The sequence below is a fragment of the Pseudomonas sp. UYEF17 genome, assembly GCF_040546125.1.
Taxonomy (GTDB): Bacteria; Pseudomonadota; Gammaproteobacteria; order Pseudomonadales; family Pseudomonadaceae; genus Aquipseudomonas; species Aquipseudomonas putida_Z.
The window spans coordinates 115066-139057 of the sequence record NZ_JBEPNE010000009.1; the positions used below are offsets into that span (position 1 = coordinate 115066).

At 57.6% G+C, this 23992-nt stretch carries 18 protein-coding genes and 1 tRNA gene; 7 read left to right on the forward strand and 12 right to left on the reverse strand.

The genetic code is table 11. The features are described 5' to 3' along the window. Positions 1-304 precede the first annotated feature (304 nt). Positions 305-2383: a TonB-dependent receptor gene (locus ABIB24_RS15825; protein ID WP_274078837.1), complete on the reverse strand. Its 2079-nt coding sequence runs from the start codon at positions 2381-2383 to the stop codon at positions 305-307. A gap of 504 nt (positions 2384-2887) precedes the next feature. Here ABIB24_RS15825 and ABIB24_RS15830 point away from each other — a divergent pair. Further along, a complete protein-coding gene (locus tag ABIB24_RS15830) occupies positions 2888-4207 on the forward strand; it encodes an OprD family porin (protein WP_354316847.1) in 1320 nt (439 codons plus the stop codon). Between the two features lie 127 nt (positions 4208-4334). Here ABIB24_RS15830 and ABIB24_RS15835 read toward each other — a convergent pair whose 3' ends face one another. From ABIB24_RS15835 to ABIB24_RS15845, 3 genes are all read right to left on the reverse strand, one after another. Then, positions 4335-5999, reverse strand: coding sequence for an FMN-binding glutamate synthase family protein (locus ABIB24_RS15835; protein WP_274078839.1), 1665 nt, complete (start codon positions 5997-5999; stop codon positions 4335-4337). Positions 6000-6227: 228 nt separating this feature from the next. After that, entirely contained in the window at positions 6228-7643 is a 1416-nt protein-coding gene (locus ABIB24_RS15840) for an ATP-binding protein (RefSeq protein WP_354316861.1), read from the reverse strand. A gap of 1 nt (position 7644) precedes the next feature. Continuing rightward, the gene (locus ABIB24_RS15845; RefSeq protein WP_054573664.1) at positions 7645-8364 is read right to left on the reverse strand and encodes a response regulator; all 720 of its coding nucleotides are present in this window, start codon (positions 8362-8364) and stop codon (positions 7645-7647) included. A 140-nt stretch (positions 8365-8504) separates the two neighbouring features. On the opposite strand from ABIB24_RS15845, the gene ABIB24_RS15850 reads away from it, so the two are divergent. Then, the gene (locus ABIB24_RS15850) at positions 8505-10802 is read left to right on the forward strand and encodes a TonB-dependent siderophore receptor (RefSeq protein WP_354316848.1); all 2298 of its coding nucleotides are present in this window, start codon (positions 8505-8507) and stop codon (positions 10800-10802) included. Positions 10803-11396: 594 nt separating this feature from the next. On the opposite strand, the gene ABIB24_RS15855 is transcribed toward ABIB24_RS15850, so the two are convergent. After that, entirely contained in the window at positions 11397-11603 is a 207-nt protein-coding gene (locus ABIB24_RS15855) for a DUF3079 domain-containing protein (protein ID WP_354316849.1), read from the reverse strand. A 177-nt stretch (positions 11604-11780) separates the two neighbouring features. Here ABIB24_RS15855 and ABIB24_RS15860 point away from each other — a divergent pair, with 177 nt between their 5' ends. From ABIB24_RS15860 to ABIB24_RS15885, 5 genes are all read left to right on the forward strand, one after another. Continuing rightward, positions 11781-12134 (forward strand): type II toxin-antitoxin system HigB family toxin, encoded by a 354-nt coding sequence (locus tag ABIB24_RS15860; RefSeq protein ID WP_082810503.1) that lies wholly within the window; start codon positions 11781-11783, stop codon positions 12132-12134. Positions 12135-12180: 46 nt separating this feature from the next. Then, complete coding sequence (locus tag ABIB24_RS15865; RefSeq protein ID WP_061550697.1) at positions 12181-12654, forward strand: helix-turn-helix domain-containing protein; 474 nt, start codon at positions 12181-12183, stop codon at positions 12652-12654. A gap of 636 nt (positions 12655-13290) precedes the next feature. Then, positions 13291-14406, forward strand: a complete 1116-nt coding sequence (locus ABIB24_RS15870) for a protein kinase domain-containing protein (protein ID WP_354316851.1) — start codon at positions 13291-13293, stop codon at positions 14404-14406. Between the two features lie 17 nt (positions 14407-14423). Next, positions 14424-15089, forward strand: a complete 666-nt coding sequence (locus ABIB24_RS15875) for a hypothetical protein (protein WP_354316852.1) — start codon at positions 14424-14426, stop codon at positions 15087-15089. Between the two features lie 356 nt (positions 15090-15445). After that, a complete protein-coding gene (locus ABIB24_RS15885) occupies positions 15446-16060 on the forward strand; it encodes a hypothetical protein (protein ID WP_354316853.1) in 615 nt (204 codons plus the stop codon). A gap of 573 nt (positions 16061-16633) precedes the next feature. Here ABIB24_RS15885 and ABIB24_RS15890 read toward each other — a convergent pair. From ABIB24_RS15890 to ABIB24_RS15920, 7 genes are all read right to left on the reverse strand, one after another. Further along, on the reverse strand, positions 16634-18430 hold the full coding sequence (locus ABIB24_RS15890) for a reverse transcriptase domain-containing protein (RefSeq protein WP_354316854.1): 1797 nt from the start codon (positions 18428-18430) through the stop codon (positions 16634-16636). A gap of 293 nt (positions 18431-18723) precedes the next feature. Then, positions 18724-19590, reverse strand: coding sequence for a hypothetical protein (locus ABIB24_RS15895; RefSeq protein WP_354316855.1), 867 nt, complete (start codon positions 19588-19590; stop codon positions 18724-18726). Positions 19591-19745: 155 nt separating this feature from the next. After that, a complete protein-coding gene (locus tag ABIB24_RS15900) occupies positions 19746-20021 on the reverse strand; it encodes a hypothetical protein (protein ID WP_354316856.1) in 276 nt (91 codons plus the stop codon). Beyond that, positions 20018-20998: an integrase domain-containing protein gene (locus ABIB24_RS15905; protein WP_354316862.1), complete on the reverse strand. Its 981-nt coding sequence runs from the start codon at positions 20996-20998 to the stop codon at positions 20018-20020. Before ABIB24_RS15905 ends, ABIB24_RS15900 begins: the two co-directional genes overlap by 4 nt. Positions 20999-21897: 899 nt before the next feature. Further along, complete coding sequence (locus tag ABIB24_RS15910) at positions 21898-23226, reverse strand: tyrosine-type recombinase/integrase (protein WP_354316857.1); 1329 nt, start codon at positions 23224-23226, stop codon at positions 21898-21900. A 164-nt stretch (positions 23227-23390) separates the two neighbouring features. Next, positions 23391-23466, reverse strand: a tRNA-Thr gene (locus tag ABIB24_RS15915). A gap of 98 nt (positions 23467-23564) precedes the next feature. Beyond that, a complete protein-coding gene (locus ABIB24_RS15920) occupies positions 23565-23813 on the reverse strand; it encodes a hypothetical protein (protein ID WP_085618309.1) in 249 nt (82 codons plus the stop codon). Positions 23814-23992 lie beyond the last annotated feature (179 nt).

The window sequence follows — 23992 nt, forward strand, 5'->3', positions numbered from 1 at the left end:
GCGCCCATCGGCAGTGAATCACCAATCGCTCAGGCTTGTGGCGAAGTGGTTGAAACACCATGGATGCATCAGGGTCAGGACGACCGACCCACAACGTCTGCTTGCCGGACGATATCCCCAAGGGCTGATCAGCGAAGCAGAAATGCAGGCGCTGATGGCGGTGTGGCACTGATCGATTGCTTAAACCTGTGCTGGCCCCTTCGCGGCTAAAGCCGCTCCCACAGGTACCCCACTGATCTCGATACATGTGGGGTACCTGTGGGAGCGGCTTTAGCCGCGAAGGGGCCGGCACAGGCAATAAAGATCAGAAGCTGTAGCTGCCAGTCACCACCAGGCTACGCGGGTCACCCACCTGGATCTGCGCCGCACTGGTCGCCGAGCTGTAGTAGGTCTTGTCGGCAATGTTGCTCAGCGCCGCCCGCACATCCCAGTCCTGCGTGCGGTACCCCGCCAATGCATCCCAGCGGCCATACCCCGGCAGCACCGTGGTGTTCTGGTTGTCCGCATATCGCTCGCCCACCAGCGTCAGGCCAGTTTCGGCGTACCAGCCCAGTTCCGGTTTCCAGGTCACGAACAGGCTGCCGTTGCGCTTGGCTACGTCATTGATGCGGTTGCCTTCCTGGCCGTTGTTGTCCTTGACGATGGTCGCGTCCTGCAGGCCGATGCCACCGCGCACGTACCAGTTGCCAACGATGTTGCCGGTGGCGGTCAACTCGATACCGCGCGAACGCTGCATGCCGCTGAGCAAGATGTTTTCCGGAACAATCGGGTCGCGGGTGCGGCGGTTGTACAGTTCCAGCTCGTAGATGGCCAGGGTGGTGGTCAGGCGCTGGTCCAGCCAGTCGCTTTTCACGCCGATTTCTTTCTGGCGGGTTTCTTCCGGCTTGGCATCGTTACCGTTGCCCTTTGCGCCTGGGGTGATGCCGATCAGACCGCCACCTACAGGCGAGAAGGTCTTGCTCCACGAGGCGTAGAACGAATGGTCGCGCCACGGTGTGTAGACCACACCCAGGCGTGGGCTGGTGCTGTTGCTGTCCTGTGTTTCGCGCACGCCATCCTTGTTGGTGGTTTCCACTTCAAACTGGTCGAAGCGCACGCCAGCCAGGATTTGCCACTGATCGTTCAAGCGGATCTGGTCTTGCAGATAAAGGCCGCGGCTATCGACCACGGTATGGTTGTCACTAAACACCGTCATCGGGCCATTGAGCTGCTGGTCGCGGCCGGGCTTGCCCAGGCCCTGCAGCTTCTGGTCGACCGCTTTGTACAGCACCGGGTCGCGCTTCTGGTTGCCGAACTCCAGGCCCAGCAACAGCTTGTGCTCCAGGCCCAGGGTGTCGAAGTCGCCCTCGGCCTCCAGGTTGTTGAACAGGTTGCGGGTGTTCAGGTCTTGCTGCCAGCGCTGGCGGGTCAAGGTGTCGGTGCTGGCGTCGTAGCCCGTGACATAGGTGTTGTCGAACTCACTGTCGAGCTTGAACAGGCCCAAGGTATGGCGCAACTGCCAGGTTTCGTTCAGCTGGTAGTTAAGGCGCGAGCGCAGCGACTGGGCGCGGTCCTCGATGTAGTCGCGCTGGGTGTCGCCATAGGTGGTGCTGCGGCTGACATCTGCCGGGCGGCCGTTGACCCCGGGGATGCCACGGTCCGGGGTGCGGTTGTAGCGGCTGTATTCGTATTGCACCAGCCAGTTCAGGTCGGGGGTGACCTGCCAGCTGATCGACGGGGCGAACAGCTGGCGGCTGCCGTCGATGCCGTCGCGGAAGCTGTTGTTGTCCTGGTTGCCCATGTTCAGGCGCAGGCTGACGGTGTCGCTGGGGTCGGCACTGAGGTCGGCATACAGGCTGCGCAGGTCTTCGCTGCCAGCCTGTGCCTCGATGCTCGAACGGCGGCCGTGCTCCGGCGCCTTGCTCACCCGGTTGACGATACCACCCTGGCTGCCACGGCCATAAAGCACCGCTGCCGGCCCCTTGAGTACTTCGACCCGCTCGATGTTATGCAGGTCGCGGATGTACTGGCTGTCGTCGCGAATGCCGTCCAGGTAGAAGTCGTTGCTGGCTTCGAAGCCGCGGATGCGCACGCTGTCGAAGCGGGTGTCGGCACCGCTGCTGACGTTGGGGATGCCTTCCAGCGCCTTGCCCAGGGTGTTGCTGCCGTAATCCAGCACGTTGACGGTCTTCACCGTGTCGATGGCCTGCGGCACATAACGTACCGGCGTCGAGGTGCGGGTCGCGGTGCTTACCTCCTTGACCCGCGGGTTGTCCTCTTCGCGCTCACTGTCGGCGGTTACCGACAGTTCCGGCAGGGTGGTGGTGGCGGCACTGGCCAGGCTGGCGCCGAACAGCAGCGACAGGCCAAGCGTCAGGGGTGAAAGACGGCAGGGTACAAGCATGGGCACATCCGGATCGAGCAGGTGAAAAAGAGGTGCGGATGGTAATGCTTGTTATTTGCTCTTGCTTGAGTATTTGTAAAGGGTTGTCATTACATCTGTGTCAGTTTGTTACGGTCGCTGCTGCGCCGCGTTTCCGTGCAGGAGCAGCCTTGTGCTGCGAAAGCGCCCTCACCGGAAATTGTCCGTTCGATCAAAAGGCTATTTCCTACACAAGATAAATTGTCCGCTGATAGCGCAACCCTGCATGGAAATGCACCAGACCCACAGGCAATTTTGGTTATATCAACCTGCATTTCACGACTTTTTGACATTTGTAATCGCACACGGCTAGGATTCGGCCAACGCCTGCTGGCCATGATCTTGGCCATGCTGCTGCCAGAGGCCGCCGTGTGATTATCGGCAGGCCTTCCAGTCTGGATCCGCATAGCGTCGAACCTACGAAGGGGCGTTGGTTCCTGGCGTCATATTGCAGAGCGTTTTTGATTAAGAAATAAGGAAAACAACATGTTGAAAACCAGGATCAGCCTGGTCGCCCTGGCGATGATCGCCGCGACCCAGGCACAGGCCAATGATCAGGCCGACAGCAAAGGCTTCATCGAGGACAGTCACGCCAACGTCCTGCTGCGCAACGCCTACATCAATCGTGACAAGAAGCACGGCACCGACGACCAGATCGAATGGGGCCAGGGCGTCATCGCCAACTTCTCCTCCGGCTTCACCCAGGGCACCGTCGGTGTCGGCGTCGATGCATTCGGCCTGTACGCCGTGCGTCTGGACGGCGGCAAGGGCCACAACGGTGGCGCAGGTGTCGACTTCTTCAAACCTTCGGACTTCAAGGACGAGAACGACAACGCCAACTCGCCGCACAACCTGGCCCGTGGTGGCGCTGCAGTGAAGTTCCGCATCTCCAACACCGTGCTCAAGTACGGTGACCAGATGCCGGCACTGCCAGTGCTGCAGTACGACGACGCCCGTCTGCTGCCAGAAAGCTTCACCGGTACCCTGATCACCTCCAAAGAGATCCAGGGCCTGGAACTGAACGCCGGCCGCTTCACCCAGGAAGCGCGCAAGAGCGCCGAGCGCCGTGACGGTGGTGGCCTGAAGTCGATCAACGTGCTTGGTGGTAGCTACAAGTTCACCGACAACTTCACCGCTTCGCTGTACACCGCCGACAACGAAGACGTGATGAAGAAGCACTACCTGGGCCTGAACTACGTCTTCCCGATCGCCAACGACCAGTCCCTGACCCTGGACTTCAACGGCTACAAGTCGGACATCGACAACAAGTTCGTCAAGAGCGCCAAACTCAACGGCGACTCCAACACCATCTGGAGCCTGGCAGCTACCTACGCGTTCGGTGCGCACTCGTTCACCATCGCCCACCAGCGCAGCACCGGCAGCACCGGCTACAACTACGGCTGGTACCAGAACGAGGGTGGCGTGGGTGACGGTGGTTCGACCATCTACCTGGCCAACTCGTACTGGTCCGACTTCAACGCCGAAGACGAGCGCTCCTGGCAGCTGGGCTACGGCCTGGACTTCGGTGCCTACGGCATCCCGGGCCTGACCTACAAGCTGGCCTACGTGGTGGGTGACAACATCAACACCCGCAACGTCGACAACCCGCAGGGCTTCGGTGAAGGTAAAGAGCGCGAGATCTTCAACCAGATCCGTTACGTGGTGCAGGACGGCCCGGCCAAGGACCTGTCGATCAAGCTGCGTAGCTCGTTCGTGCGTACCAACAACGCCGTGCAGCAGAACGGTTACAACGACGACGGCAACGAAGTCCGCGTATTCGTCGAGTACCCGATCAGCATCTTCTGATCCTGATCTGATGGCCTAGGGGCTGCTTTGCAGCCCATCGCGACACAAGGCCGCTCCTACATGAGATTGCGTACTCCTGTAGGAGCGGCCTTGTGCCGCGAAAGGGCCGCAAAGCGGCCCCCGGCTTTCACGCAGGCTCCACTTCCCTGCGCCGCACACCAGCAACCTTCACCTCCCCCGCCCCAGTCTCCGGCGCAAAGCTGTCACTACGCGCCATCTGCCACATCCGCGCATAAAACTCGCTTTCAATCGAGCCACTGAGCAATTCGCCCGGCTTGAGGAATGTGTGCAGGTCCGAGAACAGCCCTATTTCGCTAGGGCTGATACGTCGCGCCAAGTGCTTGGGCTTGAGCTCCGAAGGGTGTTCCAGGCCAGCGGCAGCCAACATTTCGGCCAACGTATGCAGCGTGTTGCGGTGGAAGCTGGCCACCCGCTCGGCCTTGTCCGGCACCACCAGGGCGCGTTGGCGCAGCGGGTCTTGCGTGGCCACGCCGGTCGGGCATTTGTTGGTATGGCAGCTCTGCGACTGGATGCAGCCAATGGCGAACATGAAGCCGCGCGCGGAGTTGACCCAGTCCGCCCCGATGGCCAGCACGCTGGCGATGTCGAAGGCGCTGACGATCTTGCCTGCCGCGCCAATGCGGATATTGGCGCGCAGGTTCAGGCCGACCAGGGTGTTGTGCACGAACATCAGGCCCTCGCGCATCGGCACGCCCATGTTGTCGCTGAACTCGCGTGGCGCCGCCCCGGTGCCGCCTTCCTTGCCATCGACGACGATGAAGTCCGGAGTGATGCCGGTGGCAAGCATGGCCTTGGCAATGCCCATGAATTCCCAAGGGTGGCCCAGGCAGAATTTGAACCCCACCGGCTTGCCGCCCGACAGCTCGCGCAGGCTGGCAACGAACTGCAGCAACTCGACCGGCGTGCGGAAGGCACTGTGCGCTGCCGGCGAGATGCAATCCTCGCCCACGCGCACGCCACGGGTTGCGGCAATTTCGGGGCTGACCTTGTGCCCCGGCAGGATGCCGCCGTGGCCCGGCTTGGCGCCCTGGCTAAGCTTGATCTCGATCATCTTCACCTGCGGCGAGCGCGCCTGCTCGGCGAAGCGCTGTGGGTCGAAGCGGCCGTCCTCGGTGCGGCAGCCGAAGTAGCCACTGCCGATTTCCCAGATCAGGTCACCGCCATGTTCGCGGTGGTACGGGCTGATGCTGCCTTCGCCGGTGTCATGGGCAAAACGGCCCATGCGTGCACCGCGGTTCAGGGCAGCGATGGCGTTGGCACTGAGGGCGCCGAAGCTCATGGCCGAGATATTGAAGATCGATGCCGAGTAGGGCAGGCGGCATTGCGGCCCGCCAATGGCGATGCGGAACGATGCCGGGTCTGGCGTGGCCACTGGCAGCATGGAATGGCTGATGAACTCGAAGCCGGGCTTGTAGGCATCGTTGAGGGTGCCGAAGGCCTTCTCGGCGCTTTCGTTCTTGGCCCGGGCGTAGACCAGCGAACGCTGCGAGCGGGAGAACGGCAGCTTGTCGTCGTCGCCCTCGATCAGGTACTGGCGGATTTCCGGGCGGATGGTTTCGATCAGGTAGCGGATGTTGCCCAGGATCGGGTAGTTGCGGCGCACGGCGTGATGGCTTTGCCGCAGGTCGTTCAGGCCGACCAGGCTGAGCAGCGCGGTGATCAGTGTCAACGGCCACAGCCAGGCATGCTGGGGTAGCAGCGGCAGGCTGGCGAAGGTGAACAGCAGGCAGAGGGCGAGGCAGGCGTAGCGGCTGGGTAGAGAGTGTTTCATGGGTCCATCGCAGGCAGGATGACCGGGCATAGGATAGGCAAAGGCGGGGAGGGGAAAACCTGGGTAATCGGTAAAAGACTGTTACCTGATCGCGTATTTCCAGGCTCATGCGGTCCTTTGTAGGAGCGGCCTTGTGTCGCGAAAGGGCCGCAACGCGGCCCCGGCACTCTTTGCATCAACTCCAGAATCCGGGGCTGCTGCGCAGCCCATCGCGACACAAGGCCGCTCTTACAGGGGGGCGCGTAAAGGCTGATTGGGTAGTAACACGCTGACCCGCAACCCACCCCCCTCGCGGTTCGCCAGCAGCAACTCGCCCCCATGGCTGGCAGCAATCCGCTGGGCGATGCTCAACCCCAGCCCATACCCCCCGGACGCCTGGTTGCGCGACCCTTCACCACGCACGAACGGGTCGATGATGGTCGCCAACAGGCTCGGAGCAATCCCCGGGCCGCGGTCATCGATATGGATGAACACCCCCGTGGTCGCCTGCTCCAGCGTGACCGAAACCTCCTTGGCATAACGCAACGCATTGACCAGCAGGTTCTGCAGGCAGCGCTGCAGCAGCAGGGCATCGACCCGCAGGCTGCCCGCCTGGCCATGCACCGGCAACGGCTCTTCGGCAGTGGCCAGCTCCGCGCACTGGCGCACCACCAGCCGGTCCAGGTCCACCTGCTGCAAGTTCTGTTGCTCCCCCGCGCGCAGGTAATCGAGCACCTGGCCGATCATGTTGTCCATCTGCGCAATGTTCTGCCGCAGGCGCTGCCGGTTTTCGTCGTCCGGCAGGCGCTGCCGGTTTTCGTCGTCCGGCAGGCGCTCCAGGCGCAGGCGCATGCGCGTCAGCGGGGTGCGCAGGTCGTGGGACACGGCGGCCAGGAAGTAGGCCTTGTCGTTGACCATCGCGATCAGCCGCTGCTGCATGGCGTTGAAGGCCTGGGCCGCCTGGCGCACTTCCTCCGGGCCATCCAGCGCCAAGGGCGGCTGCTCGAGGTTGCTGCCCAGGCCGCGCGCGGCATCGGCCAGGCGCCGCAACGGGCGCAGGCACAGGCGCACGGCTATCAGGCACACCAGCAATACCGCGACGATGCGCAGCGCGTACACCCGCAACAGGTAATCGCTGATCAGCACCCAGGCCGACTCACCGCTCCAGCCTTGCAGTTCCTGGCCCTCGATGGTCAGCCAGTGCCCATCGGCCAACGGCACCGCGAACTGCAGATGCGCCTGGGCCGTGCGCAGGCCGAACAGGCTGCGCCAGACGATCGGTTGGCCCTGTTCGTCGGTCAACTGCACCTTCATCAGGCGCACGTCCTGGGCATGCCCCAATTCGTACTCGAGGGCCTGGTGCAGCAACAGCTCGACACGCCTGCGCCCGCGGCGCTCGTCCTGCACCGGCGTGGGCAGGGCTTCACTGCAACGCAGTTGGTAATGCGCTGGCGCCTGCAGTGCACCGGCACGGCAGTCGGCCTGAGCGATCAACGGCGCGCTGCGTGCGGCAATCAGCCGGACAGGGGCCTCGAGAACCTGGGCAAAACGCACATCGAACCAGATGCTGCTGGACATCAACTGGATCAGCACGGTGCCGCTGACCATTATCAGCAGCAACTGGCCGAACAACGTGCGTGGCCACAGCCGGCGCAGCCAGCGCATGTCAGGCATCGGCCCCGTTGGCGGCGATGCTCAGCAAATAGCCTTCGTTGCGGATAGTGAGAATTTGCGCGGCACCCGCCGGCGCGTGGCGCAGGTGCTGGCGCAGGCGGCTGACGCACATGTCCACCGAACGGTCGTCTGGCAGGTGGTCGCGGCCGAACGCACTGCGCGTCAGCTGGTCGCGGGACACCACGCGGTTGTTGGCTTCCAGCAGCTCGCGCAGTACGCGGTAGTCGGAGCGGGGCAGGGTCAGGGTCTCGCCATCGGGGCGGGTGAGCAGGCGCTTCACGTGTTCCAGGCGGAAGCCGGCGAACAGCTGGGCATCTTCTACCGGCTCTTCGGCGGGGGCATCCAGGCGTTGCGGACGACGCAGCACGGCCTTGATCCGGGCGATCAGCTCGCGTGGCTCGAAGGGCTTGGCCAGGTAGTCATCGGCACCCACCTCCAGGCCGATGATGCGGTCCAGCGTGCTGCCCTTGGCCGACAGCATGATCACCGCCAGCCCCGGCGTGGCTTGCAGCTGGCGGCACAGGCTCAGGCCGTCTTCGCCCGGCAGCATCAGGTCCAGCACCACCAGTTCCACCTTGTGCCTGGCCAGTTGTTCGCGCATCTGCTCGCCGTCAGCCGCTGCCAGCACGTTATAGCCGGCATCAGTCAGGTAATCACAAAGAAGTTCGCGGATCTCGTCGTCATCGTCGACAACAAGCAAAGTTGTGCTCATGCAGAAAAACACCTGTTCGGTGAGGGCCGGTGGCGCTCGTTACGTTCGATTACATCCCCGTACAAGCCGGGTCTGGAGCCCCGGGGGCCGATCCCTAGAATCCTAACAAAAAATCATCTGCAAATACGAAGCCTTCCCAAATGAACTCCGAGAGCACCCCGAACGCCTTCCCCCCCATCAGCCGAGGCGGCACTCGCCTCAAACCGCTGGCCCTGTTCATTGCCGTGGCCGTCAGCGGTGGCGCGATGGCTGCCGACAGCAAGCCCCTGGAACTGGAGGCCACGCAGATCGAAGACAGCGCCCTGCTGCCTGCCGACGAAGCCGGCCAGCTGGGTTACACGGTCGAAAGCACCCGCAGCTCCACCGGCCTGGCCCTGACGCCGCGCCAGACGCCGCAGTCGGTCACCACCATTACCCGCCAGCAGATGGATGACCGCGACATCCACACCATCGAGCAAGCGCTGGAAACCACCCCAGGCGTGACCGCGAGCAAGTCCGAAGTGGGCGGGCGCACCGACTACCGTGCCCGTGGTTACTCGATCAGCAACTGGAAGGTCGATGGCCTGCAGTTCCAGGGCGGCTCCGACTTCAGTGGTGGCGGCAACGCACTGAACATGGACCTGTACGAGCGCATCGACATCGTGCGCGGCGCCAACGGCCTGCTGGGCGGTACCGGTGACCCGTCGGCCACCGTCAACCTGATCCGCAAGGCACCGACCAGGACGTTCGGCGGTAGCGCCTATGCCACCTACGGCAGCTGGGACAAGCGCCGCCTGGGCGCCGACCTCAACCTGCCGCTGTCCGAAGACGGCCGCCTGCGTTCGCGCTTCGTGATGACCCAGCAGGACGCCAACTCATTCCGCGACAACCAGTCCGAGCGCTCCCGCGCCGCGCTGGCCAACTTCGAGTTCGACCTGAACGACGCCACCACCCTCGGTGCCGGCTACCAGTACGAGTACAACAAGATTGTTGGCGGTGGCTGGGGTGCGAACATCCCGATCTGGTACCGCGATGGCAGCAAGACCGACCTGCCACGCAGCACCAACGTGGTACCCAGCTGGAGCTTTGGCGAGTACACCACCCGCACCGCGTTCGGCTCGCTGGAGCACCGCTTCGACAACGACTGGACGCTGAACCTGAAAGCCGCCCAGAGCACCGCCGAAACCCTCAACCACCGCGGCCTGGCCAAGGTCAACTCGGCGGGCCGTGGCAGCTACGGCGGCTACTGGGACCAGGATGGCAGCGGCGCCGTGCTCAACGGCTTGCACAGCTCCACCGACACCACCCAACAGTCGGCGCAGATCGACCTGTCCGGCCCGTTCCAGCTGTTCGGCCGTACCCACCAGGCGATGGTTGGCTACAACGACAGCCGCACCGTGGCTTGGTCGCCGGAATACACCTGCACCATGGTTGGCGACGGCATGGCCAGTGCGCCTGCGCTGGGCTGCCAGTTCCGCGCCAACAACGGCTTCCCGCTGACCGACTGGCGCAATGGCGTGGATGACGACTACAACATCATCGCCTCGCGCACCGGCCGCCACAGCAAGACCACGACCCGCCTGCAGGGCATGTACGCGGCAACCCGCCTGAGCATCACCGACCCACTGTCGGTCATCCTCGGCGTGCGCACCAGCAACTACTCGGCCACCACCCGCAGCGTGGCTGGCGCACGTACCAGCCAGGAAGAGAACGGCATCGTCACCCCGTACCTGGGCGCGGTGTACGACCTCAACGACAACTACTCGCTGTACGCCAGCTACACCGACATCTTCACCCCGCAAACCGCTGAAACCAGCAGCGGCAGCAAGGTCGAGCCGATTCGCGGGCAAAGCTACGAGACGGGTATCAAGGGTGAGTGGTTCGATGGCCGCCTGAACGCCTCGGCGGCGTACTTCCGCACCAAGCAGGAAAACAAGGCAGTGCTCGACGGCGACCTGACCACCCCCACCGGTGGCGACGCCTACAAAGCCGGTTCCGGCCAGGAAACCGACGGTATCGACCTGGAAATCGCCGGCGCCCTGACCCCCAGCTGGAACGTGTACGCCGGCTACACCTACCTGCACTTCCGCCGCGTCGACAGCGACGGCCGCAGCGACCCATCGCACCTGTTCAAGGCCTCGACCACCTACCGCCTTTCCGGCCCCCTCGACCGCCTGACCCTGGGCGCCGGGGTGACTGCGCAGAGCAACATCCGCGCGATCTCCAGCCCGGCGGGCCAGCCGAGCAATGGTGTGAGCACCGGTGCCACTGACGTGAACTGGTCCGGTTATGCCATCTGGAATGCCATGGCCAAGTACCAGCTGACCGACGACACCAGCGTCAGCCTCAACGCCAACAACCTGTTCGACAAGCACTACTACACCCGCTACGGGTTCTATGCCGGGGCGATCTACGGCGACCCACGCAACCTGTCGCTGATGGTCAGCACAGCGTTCTGACCAACCGCACCTGGGGCTGCTGCGCAGCCCATCGCCGGCAAGCCGGGCTCCCACAGGTATTTTGGTAGCAACTGCCTTGCTCAATTTCTAACAGGTGGCGCGATCCCTGTGGGAGCGGGCGCGCCCGCGAACACGGGCGAAGCCCGTGCCATCCACCACAGCACCTGATTCGCTGGGTCGGCGCCAGGCTCAAACCATGCGCTGTACCTGTGGTAGATGGCCCAGCCCTTTGGGCTGCGCTGTCGCGTAGATAACTGAAATTGCAAGCAATCCGCGTACCCTGTGGGAGCGGCTTTAGCCGCGAAGAATCCAACGCGGTGTATGGCACCGGCTGCGCCGGTGTTCGGGGCTAAAGCCGCTCCCACAGGTACAGCGCATGCCTTGAGCCCGGCGCACTCCTTTAGGAACAACTGCCTTGCTCAATTTCTGATAGGTGGTGCGATCCCTGTGGCAGCGGGCGCGCCCGCGAATACGGGCGAAGCCCGTGCCATTCACCGCGGCACCTGATTCGCTGGGGCTGCACCGGGCTTCAAGGCATGCGCTGTACCTGTAGGAGCCCGGCTTGCCGGCGATGGCACGCAAAGCGGCCCCATTTCACCTGTGCCCTGTCCCTTGCTCGCGATCAATCGACTTCTCCAGCCGGTCCTCGAAACTGTCCCAATCCTCGCCAAACAGTTCCACCGGGTGCATGGTCCGACTCGCGCCATTGCCACAGGCTAATGCCTTGGCCGGGCAGTACAGGTCGCAGCCCCAGCAGATGCGCTCCGGGTGGCTGGGGTTTGTGGGGAATTTCTTGGCCATGGTCAGCTTCCCTCAGGACTATGTCCCCAACCTATACCTCGGCCCGCTACTCAGCTTGATCGACATCAATATCCAGGTGACCCCCAGCAGAGCGTATATTCCGGATCCAGATATCTGCTTGACAGATATCTGGGTCCGGAATAATTTGTAGTCACCTTGGTACGCCGAGACAACACGATGCGAGTGATAACGAAAGCGGCGGTTACCAAAGCCATCGAAGCTCACGCCCAGTGGAAAGCCCCCCTGAGCCTGTGGCTCACGACCTTTGATAGGGCGACGCTGCGCTTCGAGTCTTTTGAGCAGCTAAGGGATACGTGGTCTACCGCCTCTGGCTGGAACGTTGACCGCATTCCTTGTTCAAAACTCAGGCCCTCCAGCCGAAAAGGGCCGCTTGATGTCTATGTATTCGATATCAAGAAAAACGAATGCCGTCTGATCGCATGGCTCAACACACGAACGGGCACCCTCTATATCAAGGCCATTCTGTCGCACGCGGAGTACGACAAGTGGTGCAAGAGCGATGTCAGGTAGCCGCCTGGCACTTGCCCAAAACCTACCGATTCGACAGGTGACAACCATGAAGCGGGATAAAATCGAAGCCAATGGACTAGATGCCTTCATCGCTAATATTTCACCCATGCTGGATGGCCTGAACGCCCAGATGGCAACCATGGCCCAGCTTCTTGCTGCCTGCCATGACCCCATCAAGGACGATGCTGAGCTCCAGGCGCGGATGGCATTGATCGATGAGCTCTACTCGCATGCCGACAGCGAAGGTCACGCAGCTGCGCGCTTTGCGGAGATGGTGGCGGATCGTGTCTATGAGTATGAGAGTGAGTCGGTACTCGTGCCGTTTGCGAGCCAGGCCGAAGCGTTGGCCTTCCTGCTGTCGGACAGGGGCGTGAAGCAGAAGGACCTTGCCTCGATAGCAACCCAGAGCGCGGTTTCAGAGATTTTGAACAACAAGCGGAAGATGACGGTTGCCCAGATAAAGGGCTTTGCTGAGTTTTTCAGCGTACCGGTCGAGTTTTTCATGCATGGGGTGGTTTGAAAGCGGTAGGGACGCTGGGATCGCGGGACACAGAAAACAAAAAAGGCCCACCTTTCGGTGAGCCTTTTTTGATACTGCGTATGGGGCACCAGACGAACGGTTTCTAGCTGTGAGGGTAGGGGATTCGCGGGTCTGGAATTTGGTGGATTTTATGGCGTACCTCAAATGGTAGCTATAAACGAATCAGCTGGTTATGGAATTCGATGGAATCGAACCCGGAAGGTTTTAGTCTGTCAGCTTTGAGTCGTTATATGATCGTATAAATTGGCGAGATGGGTGCATGTCGGGGTGCTATTGGATTTTCTATATTTACGATAGTAAATATGCCAGAAGCTCTTAACAGATTGTGCTTGGGAGATCGTGAACGCTTCATCTACCGTTTGTTGAAAGTTTTAAGTTGTGCGGTTACGATCTGGGCAAATTAAAGAGTGAGAATTCATGTCGAGTTCTGGCTGAATTAAACAAGGTGTGTCCTACACTTTTGTAACTTTTGGTTGCCAAATAGCTATAAGCTGAATGTTGGTTTTTCTGCGGATGTGAGCTGGACAAAGTGATGTCAAAGTAGTAGCTTTGAGCCTCAGGCTTCAGGCTTTTTTTGGCAGGAAATGGCTAGTCACAATAGTGCAAGGACGAGGCATGAATTCAGCTGAGCTTCTTTCTAAAGACGATATCTACGAAAAATTTCCGGAAATTAAACTGCGTTACCAGATAATTGGCGATAAAGCGATTGGCGAGGCCAGTGGTTTCGGGGCGGTGTGGTGTGCAACTGATACGTGGGTGAATTGTCTTGTTGCGTTGAAGATTAGTGAGGAAGATTTACTTGCTGAGGTAAAGCTGTGTAGGGATATCGATGGTGAAACAGTCCGAATCTTTGATTTTTACAAGAGTAAGGACGGTTGGCATGCTTTCGCAATGGAGCATCTTGGCGGATCCTGGGTGACATTGTCTGCATATATATCGAAGCATCGCTATCGGGATAACGATATCCAACATTATTTTGATTCCTTTGAGATAATTCGCTCAGTGCTTCACGGTTTGAGCTCTTTGCATGGGGAGCCATACCAGCGATCAAATTCTTTTATTCATGCAGACATAAAGCCGGCAAATTTGTTTGTTTTGATAAAGCCTAAAAAACGCCCGCATACTGTTTTTCGTATGCCGTCTTACATGGATATGATTAAGATAATTGACCTCGGTGTTGGAGTTGGGCGGGGTGAGGAGTTGCGAGGATATACGCCAGCATATCGGCCAGAGGGCATGACTCAGGCCACGCACGGCTATGACCTTTATGCTGTAGCAGTTTCGTTTGTGGAACTTTTAACCGGACACAGACCTACCCATCAGCAAATGGGCGATAAGCGACGCTTAAGGAAGGTTTTAGCGAAAAGATCATCAGGATCTGAGTATTTAGATGAAGTTACGATTGACTTTGTGACTGTTTGTAAGAATGCCACAAGTCAGAAATTCACTACCGCAAAGAAAATGCTTAAGTTCCTTGATAATAAAATTTTCAATAAAGAGTCGCTTCGCTTGATGAGTCTCCGGGAACTGGTTAAAAGTGAACTTGATAATGCAACCAAAGCAGAGTTTTCCACAACTTTATACCCAGTTATTGCCAGTTATTTGGGGTGGAAGCGCCGCACTGATAAGCGCTGTGATGTGGTTAATGATTATATTGATGAACTCCTTAAGGACGGAATGATCTTCAAGGGTAGCAACTCCAAGAGGTACCGTATTTCCCGAGCTTTGTAATTAGGAGATTTAAGTTAATGAAATGTTATTTTCAAGGCTGTAATGAGGATGGTGAGACAAAAGAGCACATACCGCCTCGATCATTCTTTCCAGAAGGGGAGAAAGTTCAGCTGCTAACTGTCAGGTCGTGCAAAAAGCATAATAATGCAAAGTCGGTTAATGATATTTATGTGCTGGCTCATATTTGTATGAACGCTTCGCCGAACAATAGGGCGAGAGAAGTGTTTGTTAATAAAGTCGCTCCGCAGTTATCTTACAATAATGATGCGTTGCGTAAGCTGTTGCTAAACGGCGCTGTTCAGTCAGTCTGTGGAGCGGTTAAATATCAAGTCGACCATTCGCGGTTTGATGATTTTTTTACTGCTCTCTCATGTGGGATAGTTTTTAAATCCTGTGGTTCATCGCTGCCAGTCAATTATAGGCACTCTCACATATATCATAATTTCCTGAGTGATGCGGATGACAAGCTGCATGCTCTGCAAGATGCCATTGGTGAGTTTTACTCTGGTGAACCAATGGGTATTCTGGAGTTTGGTGATCCCGAAACGAAGAATGAAAGAATTTACACTGTAACTATATTTGGCGTCCCTGGATTTAAGTCCAGTATTACGCTTGTGCATAATTTCTTTGGAGTGTTTAAGGTTACCTCAATGCTCACGAACCTAGTTGAGATTGATGCCTAATTTATATGGCCTCACTGCTCGCGGTGCCGACTCTGCTCTCTGGTGTGCAAAATTCAATGCGGATGCCAATTAATTCTTAGCCGAACGGTAGGTGCAAGCTCGGGTGCCGAGAAGCGCTGCAAGAGCTGCAAGAACAGCTATATATTCTGACCTCGGCACACTTGTTGGTATGAGTTTGAGATTATGTGGTGTGAAGAAAAATATTCTGTGGCTCCTATCGTCAGGGGGTGTGGGTGGCGTACATGCCTTCTCGGTCATTCGTCCCTGACAATGACGATGCGCTATGTGCACTTCGGTCCTGTTCATCTTGCTGAACTAGTAGCTTTGAATCCGATTGCAGCTTTGGCAGGTGGTGAATGAAGGACGCGTTAGAGTGGTGCACTGTTGTGTGGCAGGTCACAGGTGATAATGCAAGCAGTGGAGCCAGTGGTCACACCCCGTTGATTGTCGCCGTGCTCGCTGGCTGTTTCACTATCGCTTCAGTCATCTTAGGGCGTATTTACCAAGAGAGATGCGAGAAACGCAGTGTCAGGGCGTCTCTTCTCGCAGAGGTCGCGGCTCTCAGGGAGGTAGTGCAGCTGCGAGGGTATTTAAATGAACTTCGACAAACCGCTGATCAGCTTAAAGGTGAGAGCGGCGAGAAGATGAGGGGCGAAGGCGGCGCCTGGAAATTCGAGATACCAATCTCGCCAGACTACAACCAAATCTACAAGGCGAATCTTGGCCGTTTGGGGGTGCTTTCAGAGCATGAAGCAGTATCAATCGTTCGATTCCACATCCTCGCTGAAAGCGTCCGATCGGACGTTGCCGAAGGCGGCATTCTCGCCCAAGGGAGTGATGAAGCAGAGGATTTTGACGATGCTGCGGACTTGTTGGAGGAGGCGATGAGGTTGGCTGATGAACTTGTGACGAAGCGCTCGTCGTTCCTGAAGAGGCTAGCCGTCCGAATGTGGAAAGTTTGTGGACGCTGAAGTGGCGTGAAAACCGTTTTTAGGGTGCCTCAGAAACGCGAAAGCCCCGCATCGCGGGCCTCTAAGGTGGGGCGCCAAACGAACGGTTGTTGGCTGGTAGGCCCCGAGTTTGTCGGGACTGGAATTTGGTGGATTTTTTACGTACTTCAAAGGGTATCTATAAAAAATCAGCTACTTATGACTTTCTGTGGAATCGAATCGGGAATTTTGGGAGGACGTTTACTGTTACCGATCCTCTCATTCACCTGCTAAGCAGCCACTTGCTCTTATAGTCCCTGAGTGCCGACAGCATCCGATCTCCGAGCTGTTGAAACAGGATTCCTACAGTTCCCGTGCCTTCGAGAGCGCTTGAGGTTATCCAGGTGATGCAGAGATGCTGGACTTCGCCTTCTACCAACTACGCCCCAGATGCTTCCGAGGTGGGCGCCAAGAGTTCGAGGCGGTCACAAACAGCCCAAATGTCCTCAGCGTACGATGGCGTCGGGAATACATCGGGAGCAACAGCACAAGAAGCAAGCTACGTAGCTGGGGGGGGGCTGACGCGACACTTACCTTGAAAAACGCCGTCATCCATCAAGCTGATTTAGTTTTTTGAAAGCGTTTCTTATGAAACATTGTTTGGTAAGTACTGCTAAAAACCCCCTTGCCGGGAATGTCGGGCAAGAGGTTTAACGTTCCATCCCCCATATAGTCGTACAACCTTTTTAGGAGCATAAAATCGGCTCTTTTTGTAAAATCGTTCAAGCTCTCTAATGGTATGAAACCGTAAAGCGCTGCGTCGATATTGTTTTTAGCGCCTCTGGCTGTGACGCCGATTACTTCCATTGAGTCGTTGAACATAGGACCTCCGCTGTTTCCCTCCATTAGCGTGAAATCTACCAGCCAAAGGTCTAGGTCCACCTGTCGACGCCGTTGAGTAGTGTTACCTTTCGCGATGTAGTGTGCTGTGCCGTCTCGATGTTTAGGAAAGCCGATAGATAGAACCGGGTCGGTGGGGCGAATTATAGTTTTATTACATTTTTTCAGGGCAGGTATGTTTTTAAAATCCTCATTGGGATGGAAAATAGCCAAGTCTGCTTTCTTGTCCGAAAGGATAAGCTCTGCGGAGTATTCTTTCGGGTCACCGGCACGGTGGAATGAAATGGAGTGTCGAGCGATGGATTTGGATACCCCGGTCACGACGTGTTCGTTGGTCACGATGCCGACCCCCTCCAGAAGGAAGGCTGTTCCTTGGCTTTCGTCAATGATATTGTTCACGACAAAAATTGAGTTGCCTAAAATCTCTTCTGGTGATTTTTTGAACTCGGTATTTTCTTTGCCTATTGCTACTGTAAAATCGTACGCCAATCGACGGTATATTTTGTCGCCTCGCCCTCGAACCATCTGGATGTAATTCAGTCGTCCTTTGACCACCTTGATATAAAAATCTCCAGCATTGTCCTTTGTCCGCAGAATTTGTCGAGGCTGCAGTGGCTGATTTTCGCCCTTGAGGATCTCCAAATATCTGGCTTCTGCCAACTCAGGCCCGTAGCGCTTGAGGGCGTTGATCATTGAACTCGTTAAACGGATGAACTCTCTGGTGACGTTCGGCATATCGTTAACGACAAGCCCAGTTACCATCTGTCGCTGCGTTCGGTGCTGAAGACGCGTTTTTTCAGGATTTATGATGAATCCATTGGATTTGATGATTTCTTCCAGCTCGCGCCCTGGTATCGCTCTGCCGTCCTCGGAAATTTCAACAATATCTTTCGGGAGATGTTTTGCGGTGCTGGTAAACGAAAATGTGATGTCGTCAGCATATCTAGTAAAATGACATTTGCCTGACTTTGCTAACGCCTGCAGCTGTGAGTCAAGCTTGCGGCATATCATGTTAGAAATCAGAGGTGACGTAGGGGCGCCCTGAGCTAACTTCCCATCGCTGCAACAAATTTGTGCCATGACCGTCGCAACATTATGGGGTGCATTGAATGGATGAGCCATGAATAGGTTTCTGACTCGCCCGAAGTGAATGCTGTCAAAAAAATCTTTCAGATCTATATTGAACACATATCTCTTTCTGGTATGGATCTGAGCATTTGTCTTAACGTTCCTTCCCTTGACGAAGCCATGGTTTGAGGATTTTGGGGAATAAAATCTTTCCAGATGCGGCAATAGTGCATGCTGAATTTTTTTCATCACCCGTTTTGGGGCTTTGATAGTGCGATGGGTTTTGTTTTTCTTTAGAATGGAAAAACTTACGTAATGGCTGCCTTTCCTTTTGTAAAGAAAGTTTAGTAATTTGTTTTGATCAACCTCTAGTAACTGGCAGAATCCATCAAGACTACTAAAGTCGGGGCCAAACAAATTCTTGAAAATTTCTTCGATATCCATTCGTAGTACCGGGTCTCGGGGCTATTTTCTCTTCTACCAGCGCCATCGATAACGTCAACGTATAGCGCGATCAGGCAAAGCTACCCTTGCAGTGGCCACCGCATATAGTCAGTGGAAAGTTAAATCGTGCCCCGAGCCCGATGTTAAACTGATATCACGACATGCATTACTGGTCAACGTGTACTGGAAGAATTTTTAGGCCGGTGTCAGAGAATCATGCTCAAAAGCGACATTTTTTTCCGTATGCGGCAGTTTATGCCGCCGCCGGGGGAGATTGAGGGGGCCGTAATTCGTCAGCGCTTAGGCTTGGCAGCGGGGGGATCTCCACCTACCCAAGCATCTCCCGTGGCTGCTTTGAACAGCCGTTTGAACAACTCGTGTTCTTCAAGCACCAGTGGGCCATATCGATGAATATTCGCGTAGGCAGAAATGAAACCACTGGCTGCATGCGCAACGGCTGAGAGGATGTCGATCATCTGTTCCTCAGTTCCGCGCTGAAACGCCTCCGTTGTCCGCGCCTGCCCTGTGTATGCGCTCATGAAATAGCTCATGCCGTAGACGGATCCGTGGATGATTTCTGAGGATACTGAGTAGATACCGCCATAGGCACCCAGTAGCGCTCCCCCGGACGCCTGCACAACCTGGCCAATCCGATTGATCCTTGACGGAGCATCGAGCGAACACCATGAGTCCTGTCCCCGCCCGGAAAACTCAGGAAAGAGTCTGGCCGCTGTCGCTTTGGGGGCTGGATCATCGCCTAGGGTCATCATGAAATCCCCAGTACCGATCACGCGATTTTTATGCTTCCACGCAGCGTAACGGATGTGCGCAAGAGCGCGCACAGAAACCTCAACAGGCTGGGTAGCGAAGAATGCCGCATTGATGAATCCCTCCACCACGCTCCGAGCAATGGGATACAGGTCGCGGACTGGAAGTCCTCGCTCAGCCGAGTTCGTCACGACAGTGCCAAGCGATTGGCCGGCGCCCATGGCAACTGCCGCCGTAGCCCGAGCTTGGTTGGGTTCCAAACGGCAGGACAGCCACTGTCCCTCGCGTAGCACCGGCCCTTCGGAGAGCGTAAAGAGTATCAAGCTCAGGAGCTTCGACTGCTCTCCAATTACCCCGCGTAACTCTTCCAGAACCTCGCTTCTGTCGCTCATCAAATTCCCTTCGTTGAGTTAGTACCGGAACCTGAAGGATAAGCGAAAGTTTGTGGTTCGAAGCAGTCAGAACGAGTGTCATGGTTTCAATTAGTTGAATGATCGTCCTCAATGGGTTGGTTACGGTCGGTCGTTATTATCAAAGTCAGACCTCCTTAGCCCTTGAAGACCCATGCTCTTTCTAAACGACGAGCCAGCAGCCGCACGGTCAGCAGGTAGTAATATCGAGTTGCCTTGCATCGCCTCGCTAGTCGGTGGTCGAGAAACCAAACAACATGTTTTTTCTTCCAACCCCAAGGTGTTTCTAGCTGCCAGCATTCAGATATCTCAGCTTGGATGAGCTTTGCTTGCCGTAAATGGCGCTGCCGCGTTGCGTACGATCCCGTCAGCACCGCAGCCAAGAACAGTTCCATATCGAATGGCTTACTCATATGCGTCCGCCAATGTAGGCCGCGACCACATCGATCCGACCGTGCCCCAGCTCATAGCTGATTTGCCTTCGGGCCTCACGATCTAGGTTCCTATCTGCCTGGCAACATTGGCCGCCGTTGATAGGCGCGGGGTGTTGGGTGATTTGCTCATAGCGTTCACATGCGTACGCCGCTCGTAGCTCATGGAAGCCCTTGAGCTTGTGTGCATGCAGGACGTCCCGCGCTGGGCGGATGATTTCCTGTAGAACATTCCGATAGCTTTCGTCTGGCGCGATCAGGTTGCGGCTACGCGCAGGCGACACCTGCCGTGCAAACCCAAGTGCGTCTTGAACATGGTGGTCCACCGCAATCCATCGTGGCGCCGAGGCGCCAGCTCGGCCGCCTTTGGTGCCATCCTGGATGTTTATCCTGCCTAGGTCGTTAGCCTCACGGCTCAGCCGTGGCAAGTCGGCTAGGATGGCCTCACGCAAGCGCATGCCGGTGGTTCGCGCCAGTAGAACGATTGCAGCGGCCCGTAGCTGATGATCGCGGCAAAGTACATCGACAATCTGCTTAACCTGTTCATTGTCTTGGCCCTGTGGCACTGAGTGTCGAACTCCGCTGCGCTGCATACCCAACGCCTTGCTCGGACTTGGCAGTTTCACGCACTGATCACCGCGAAGCGCTGCCATGGTCCTGTTAACGCTGGATAGTCGGTTTTGTGCGGTGCTGACGGCGAGATCACCGCGCTTAACAATGTCGCGCAGATACGCCGCATAGTCGGCCAACAGCTTCCGATCAATCTGCCGCGCATCATTGATGCCGGGCCCCTGATCGGAGCGGCACCACTTCACAAATGCCTGCCACCGATCACAGTGCGCCTTGACCGTGCCGTAGTGGCCTCCGCCGAACATGTCTTTCAGCGCTTGTGGCCCTGCGTAGCTCAGTTGCCTGCCGTAACCGAAATTGCGGCCATCGCGTCTACCTACCAATGCCATGTCGATCATCTCATCGCCGCTTCTCCAATCCTCGCCCCACGTCATCCCGCCAAGAATGCTGAGTGTTATCAGGGATCAAGGCCCCTGCGACCTGTGGGGATGTCCTCTAACGCGGGACTGGCGACTCCTTACGACCGGGAGCAAGGGCATCTCATGATCTGGCCTCCTGAACACCGTTACCGGTGGGCGGGTGGAGGCTGCATTGGCTGACGAGACCAGTGCCTGAAGATCCTGAACCGGGTGAGCACAGCGATGCGATGACCGGGGCGTGCCTGACTGTCAGTCAGGTGCAGTCCAATCCCTGGCCTGCGGCACCATCATCTTCAGCGCTGTTGCTGGTGACATCGGCGTTTGTCACGCCGATTGTCACGAGTGGAGTAGCCGCAAAGCCAAGTGCGATGAGGGCTGCAGCATTGTTAGAAGCGCCCGTCTCTTTCCAGGAGAAAGAGACGGCGCAGGTTGGCGCATGATTCGGCCAAGCGGATAGGTTGCTGCAGGGCGGCGAAGTAGGAGGTGTTGTCTGGCGCACGAGGGCCAAGATGTGAAGTAGGCATCCATCACCGGGGAGGTGACCGGGCGAGCTGCCGGATGCGAATCGCCATTTGGGGGGAGAACCACCGCGAGAGCGGCGTGACCTTCAAGGTTCTGGTCACCTGGGTGCTGTCCAAGACAGCGTTTGCACCCTCAGTTCTACGCCTGTGGATAAATTTGGTCAACGCCACAGTTCACGGGCCATCTGGGCTTGTGCATGAAATTGTCCACCGGTGGAAATCAGTGGTATCCAAAGGATTTGTGTCGGCTTTTAGCTTTGCAAAGCGAGGTCCATCCAAACAGGGCGGCTTTGCAGCCCTGTTTGGATGGACCCGAATTAAAGAGCGGCCAACGGTGATCTGGAGGGTTCACCGACGATTGAGTGCGCCACGCCCACTTGGCAAGGTAGTGATGTTGTCGCCAGCTGGGTGGGCGAACTCATGTGGAGTGACATGCCCCGATCTGTTGGCATCGATGTAATTGCTCCACCACGCCATGATCAGCCGACGCTGCTCCAGAAATTCGGCCTTGTGGATATAGGCGGCGCGTACGCGATTGCGTTCCTTGTGGCTCATCTGCCGCTCAATGGCCGCGTCTGTCCACAGCCCTGACTCAAGCAAGGCGCTGCAAGCCATGGTCCTGAATCCATGTCCGCATACCTCCTTGGAGGTGTCGTAGCCAACGTTGCGCAGCACTTGGTTAACCGTGTTCTCCGACATTGGCTTCCAGTACTTGTGGTCACCGGGCAGCACCAGCTCGGAGAAGCGACTCATGCCGCGCAGCCGTCCAAGGATCGCGATGACTTGGGGAGAGAGAGGCACCATCTGTATGTCTCCGCTCATCTTGGTGCCACGGGTAGAATTGCGCACGCCGTCGATTGGCTTACGGGTGTCCGGGATTTCCCACATCGCCCTTTGCAGGTCGAACTCATCCCAGCGCGCAAAGCGCAGTTCGCTGGAGCGCACGAATACGTGCAGCGTCAGCAATACAGCCAGCTTGGTTAGCTCACGGCCGTTGTAGTTGTCGATCCGGCTGAGTAGTTCGGGGAGACGGTTGAGTGAGAGGGCAGGGCGGTGCACGGTACGCGGGGCATGAATCGACCCTGCCAGATCGAGCGCAGGATTCTGGCTGATCTGCCGTGCCCGCTTCGCGCCCCGCATGATCGTGGAGAGATAATTCTGCACGCGCAGAGCAACGTCCATGGTGCCGCGCTCTTTGATACGCAGAGTGATCTCAAGCAGATCATGGGTATCAAGCTCAGCGATGGGACGTTGGCCGATCAGGGGGAAGACGTGGGTGCGCAACCGGCTCATGACGGTCTTGGCGTGTCCCTCCGTCCAGCGCCGCGACATTTCGGCGTGCCACTCCAGGGCGACGGTTTCAAAAAGCAGGGAAGCCCGTTGAGCAGCAAGCTTCGCTTTCTTCTTCTCTTCCATCGGGTCGATGTTGTCGATCAACAGGGCCTTGGCTTCATCGCGCTTGGTCCTCGCGACGGCCAGCGAGATGATGGGGTAGTTGCCGATGATCAGCGTGCCTTCCTTGCCGCTGGGCTTGAAATAGCGCAATCGCCACGTTTTCACGCCGTTGGGTTTCACGAAGAGGTACATGCCGCCACCGTCGAACAGCTTGTAGGCACGTTCGCGAGGTTTCGCCGTACGGCATTTGAGGTCGCTGAGAGGAACGGCTAGACGTGGCATAAGGGTACGTTCTCCATGCAGGCAAGACGCTGTACCCTAAAAATACCCCCGGGGATGGGGTATTTTGTTGGATCCCGACGGAGGGTCCTGGAACGAAAAAACCCGCCAAAGGGCGGGTTTTAGGGGCTTCCAAGGCATTCGGTGGAATGCGACGGAGCTGGATATGGTGCCGGCACCAGGAATCGAACCCGGGACCTACTGATTACAAGTCAGTTGCTCTACCATCTGAGCTATACCGGCAATGGGGCGTCATTATAACGATCGGTTGGCGCCTGTAAACCACTTCGTTGCGAATGTTCGCAAATGACCTAAGTCACCGACCTGAAAGAAGAATTTTCCTACCAGCCGCGATGGATGGTGGTGACGCTCGGCTCGGTTTTGCCCGGGTTGAAGAACAGCTTGTCGTTGTCGCAGCCGCGCTTGCGGCAGGGGCTTTCGGTGCGCAGGGGCAGGCCGTTGTCGCCGCCCAGCTGCATGCCGGGGTGGTTCCAGCCCAGGCTGCTGTTGGAGTGGGGAGCGGTGCCGCTGGCGCAGCCGGTCAGGGCCAGGGCGAGGGTCAGCAGGGCGAGGGGCTTGGCTTGGGTCACGATGGTCGGGTCCGTTAGTCCATTGTCGGTTCTGGCGCAACGCCAGAAGGTCGCGGGGCTGGCGGGCAGCGCGCGACGTCACTTTTTAATGATTTGGGGGGCGGATGATACACCGTTGCGGTGGTCGGGCATTAGCTTTGTGTTGCTTGTGATGGCCTATTCGCGGGCTTGCCCGCTCC

Excerpts from the sequence above, each read along its gene's own strand:
- ABIB24_RS15825 (WP_274078837.1), bottom strand. The coding sequence starts at position 2,383 with ATGCTTGTACCCTGCCGTCTTTCACCCCTGACGCTTGGCCTGTCGCTG.
- ABIB24_RS15830 (WP_354316847.1), top strand. The coding sequence starts at position 2,888 with ATGTTGAAAACCAGGATCAGCCTGGTCGCCCTGGCGATGATCGCCGCG.
- ABIB24_RS15835 (WP_274078839.1), bottom strand. The coding sequence starts at position 5,999 with ATGAAACACTCTCTACCCAGCCGCTACGCCTGCCTCGCCCTCTGCCTG.
- ABIB24_RS15840 (WP_354316861.1), bottom strand. The coding sequence starts at position 7,643 with ATGCGCTGGCTGCGCCGGCTGTGGCCACGCACGTTGTTCGGCCAGTTG.
- ABIB24_RS15845 (WP_054573664.1), bottom strand. The coding sequence starts at position 8,364 with ATGAGCACAACTTTGCTTGTTGTCGACGATGACGACGAGATCCGCGAA.
- ABIB24_RS15850 (WP_354316848.1), top strand. The coding sequence starts at position 8,505 with ATGAACTCCGAGAGCACCCCGAACGCCTTCCCCCCCATCAGCCGAGGC.
- ABIB24_RS15855 (WP_354316849.1), bottom strand. The coding sequence starts at position 11,603 with ATGGCCAAGAAATTCCCCACAAACCCCAGCCACCCGGAGCGCATCTGC.
- ABIB24_RS15860 (WP_082810503.1), top strand. The coding sequence starts at position 11,781 with ATGCGAGTGATAACGAAAGCGGCGGTTACCAAAGCCATCGAAGCTCAC.
- ABIB24_RS15865 (WP_061550697.1), top strand. The coding sequence starts at position 12,181 with ATGAAGCGGGATAAAATCGAAGCCAATGGACTAGATGCCTTCATCGCT.
- ABIB24_RS15870 (WP_354316851.1), top strand. The coding sequence starts at position 13,291 with ATGAATTCAGCTGAGCTTCTTTCTAAAGACGATATCTACGAAAAATTT.
- ABIB24_RS15875 (WP_354316852.1), top strand. The coding sequence starts at position 14,424 with ATGAAATGTTATTTTCAAGGCTGTAATGAGGATGGTGAGACAAAAGAG.
- ABIB24_RS15885 (WP_354316853.1), top strand. The coding sequence starts at position 15,446 with ATGAAGGACGCGTTAGAGTGGTGCACTGTTGTGTGGCAGGTCACAGGT.
- ABIB24_RS15890 (WP_354316854.1), bottom strand. The coding sequence starts at position 18,430 with ATGGATATCGAAGAAATTTTCAAGAATTTGTTTGGCCCCGACTTTAGT.
- ABIB24_RS15895 (WP_354316855.1), bottom strand. The coding sequence starts at position 19,590 with ATGAGCGACAGAAGCGAGGTTCTGGAAGAGTTACGCGGGGTAATTGGA.
- ABIB24_RS15900 (WP_354316856.1), bottom strand. The coding sequence starts at position 20,021 with ATGAGTAAGCCATTCGATATGGAACTGTTCTTGGCTGCGGTGCTGACG.
- ABIB24_RS15905 (WP_354316862.1), bottom strand. The coding sequence starts at position 20,998 with ATGGCATTGGTAGGTAGACGCGATGGCCGCAATTTCGGTTACGGCAGG.
- ABIB24_RS15910 (WP_354316857.1), bottom strand. The coding sequence starts at position 23,226 with ATGCCACGTCTAGCCGTTCCTCTCAGCGACCTCAAATGCCGTACGGCG.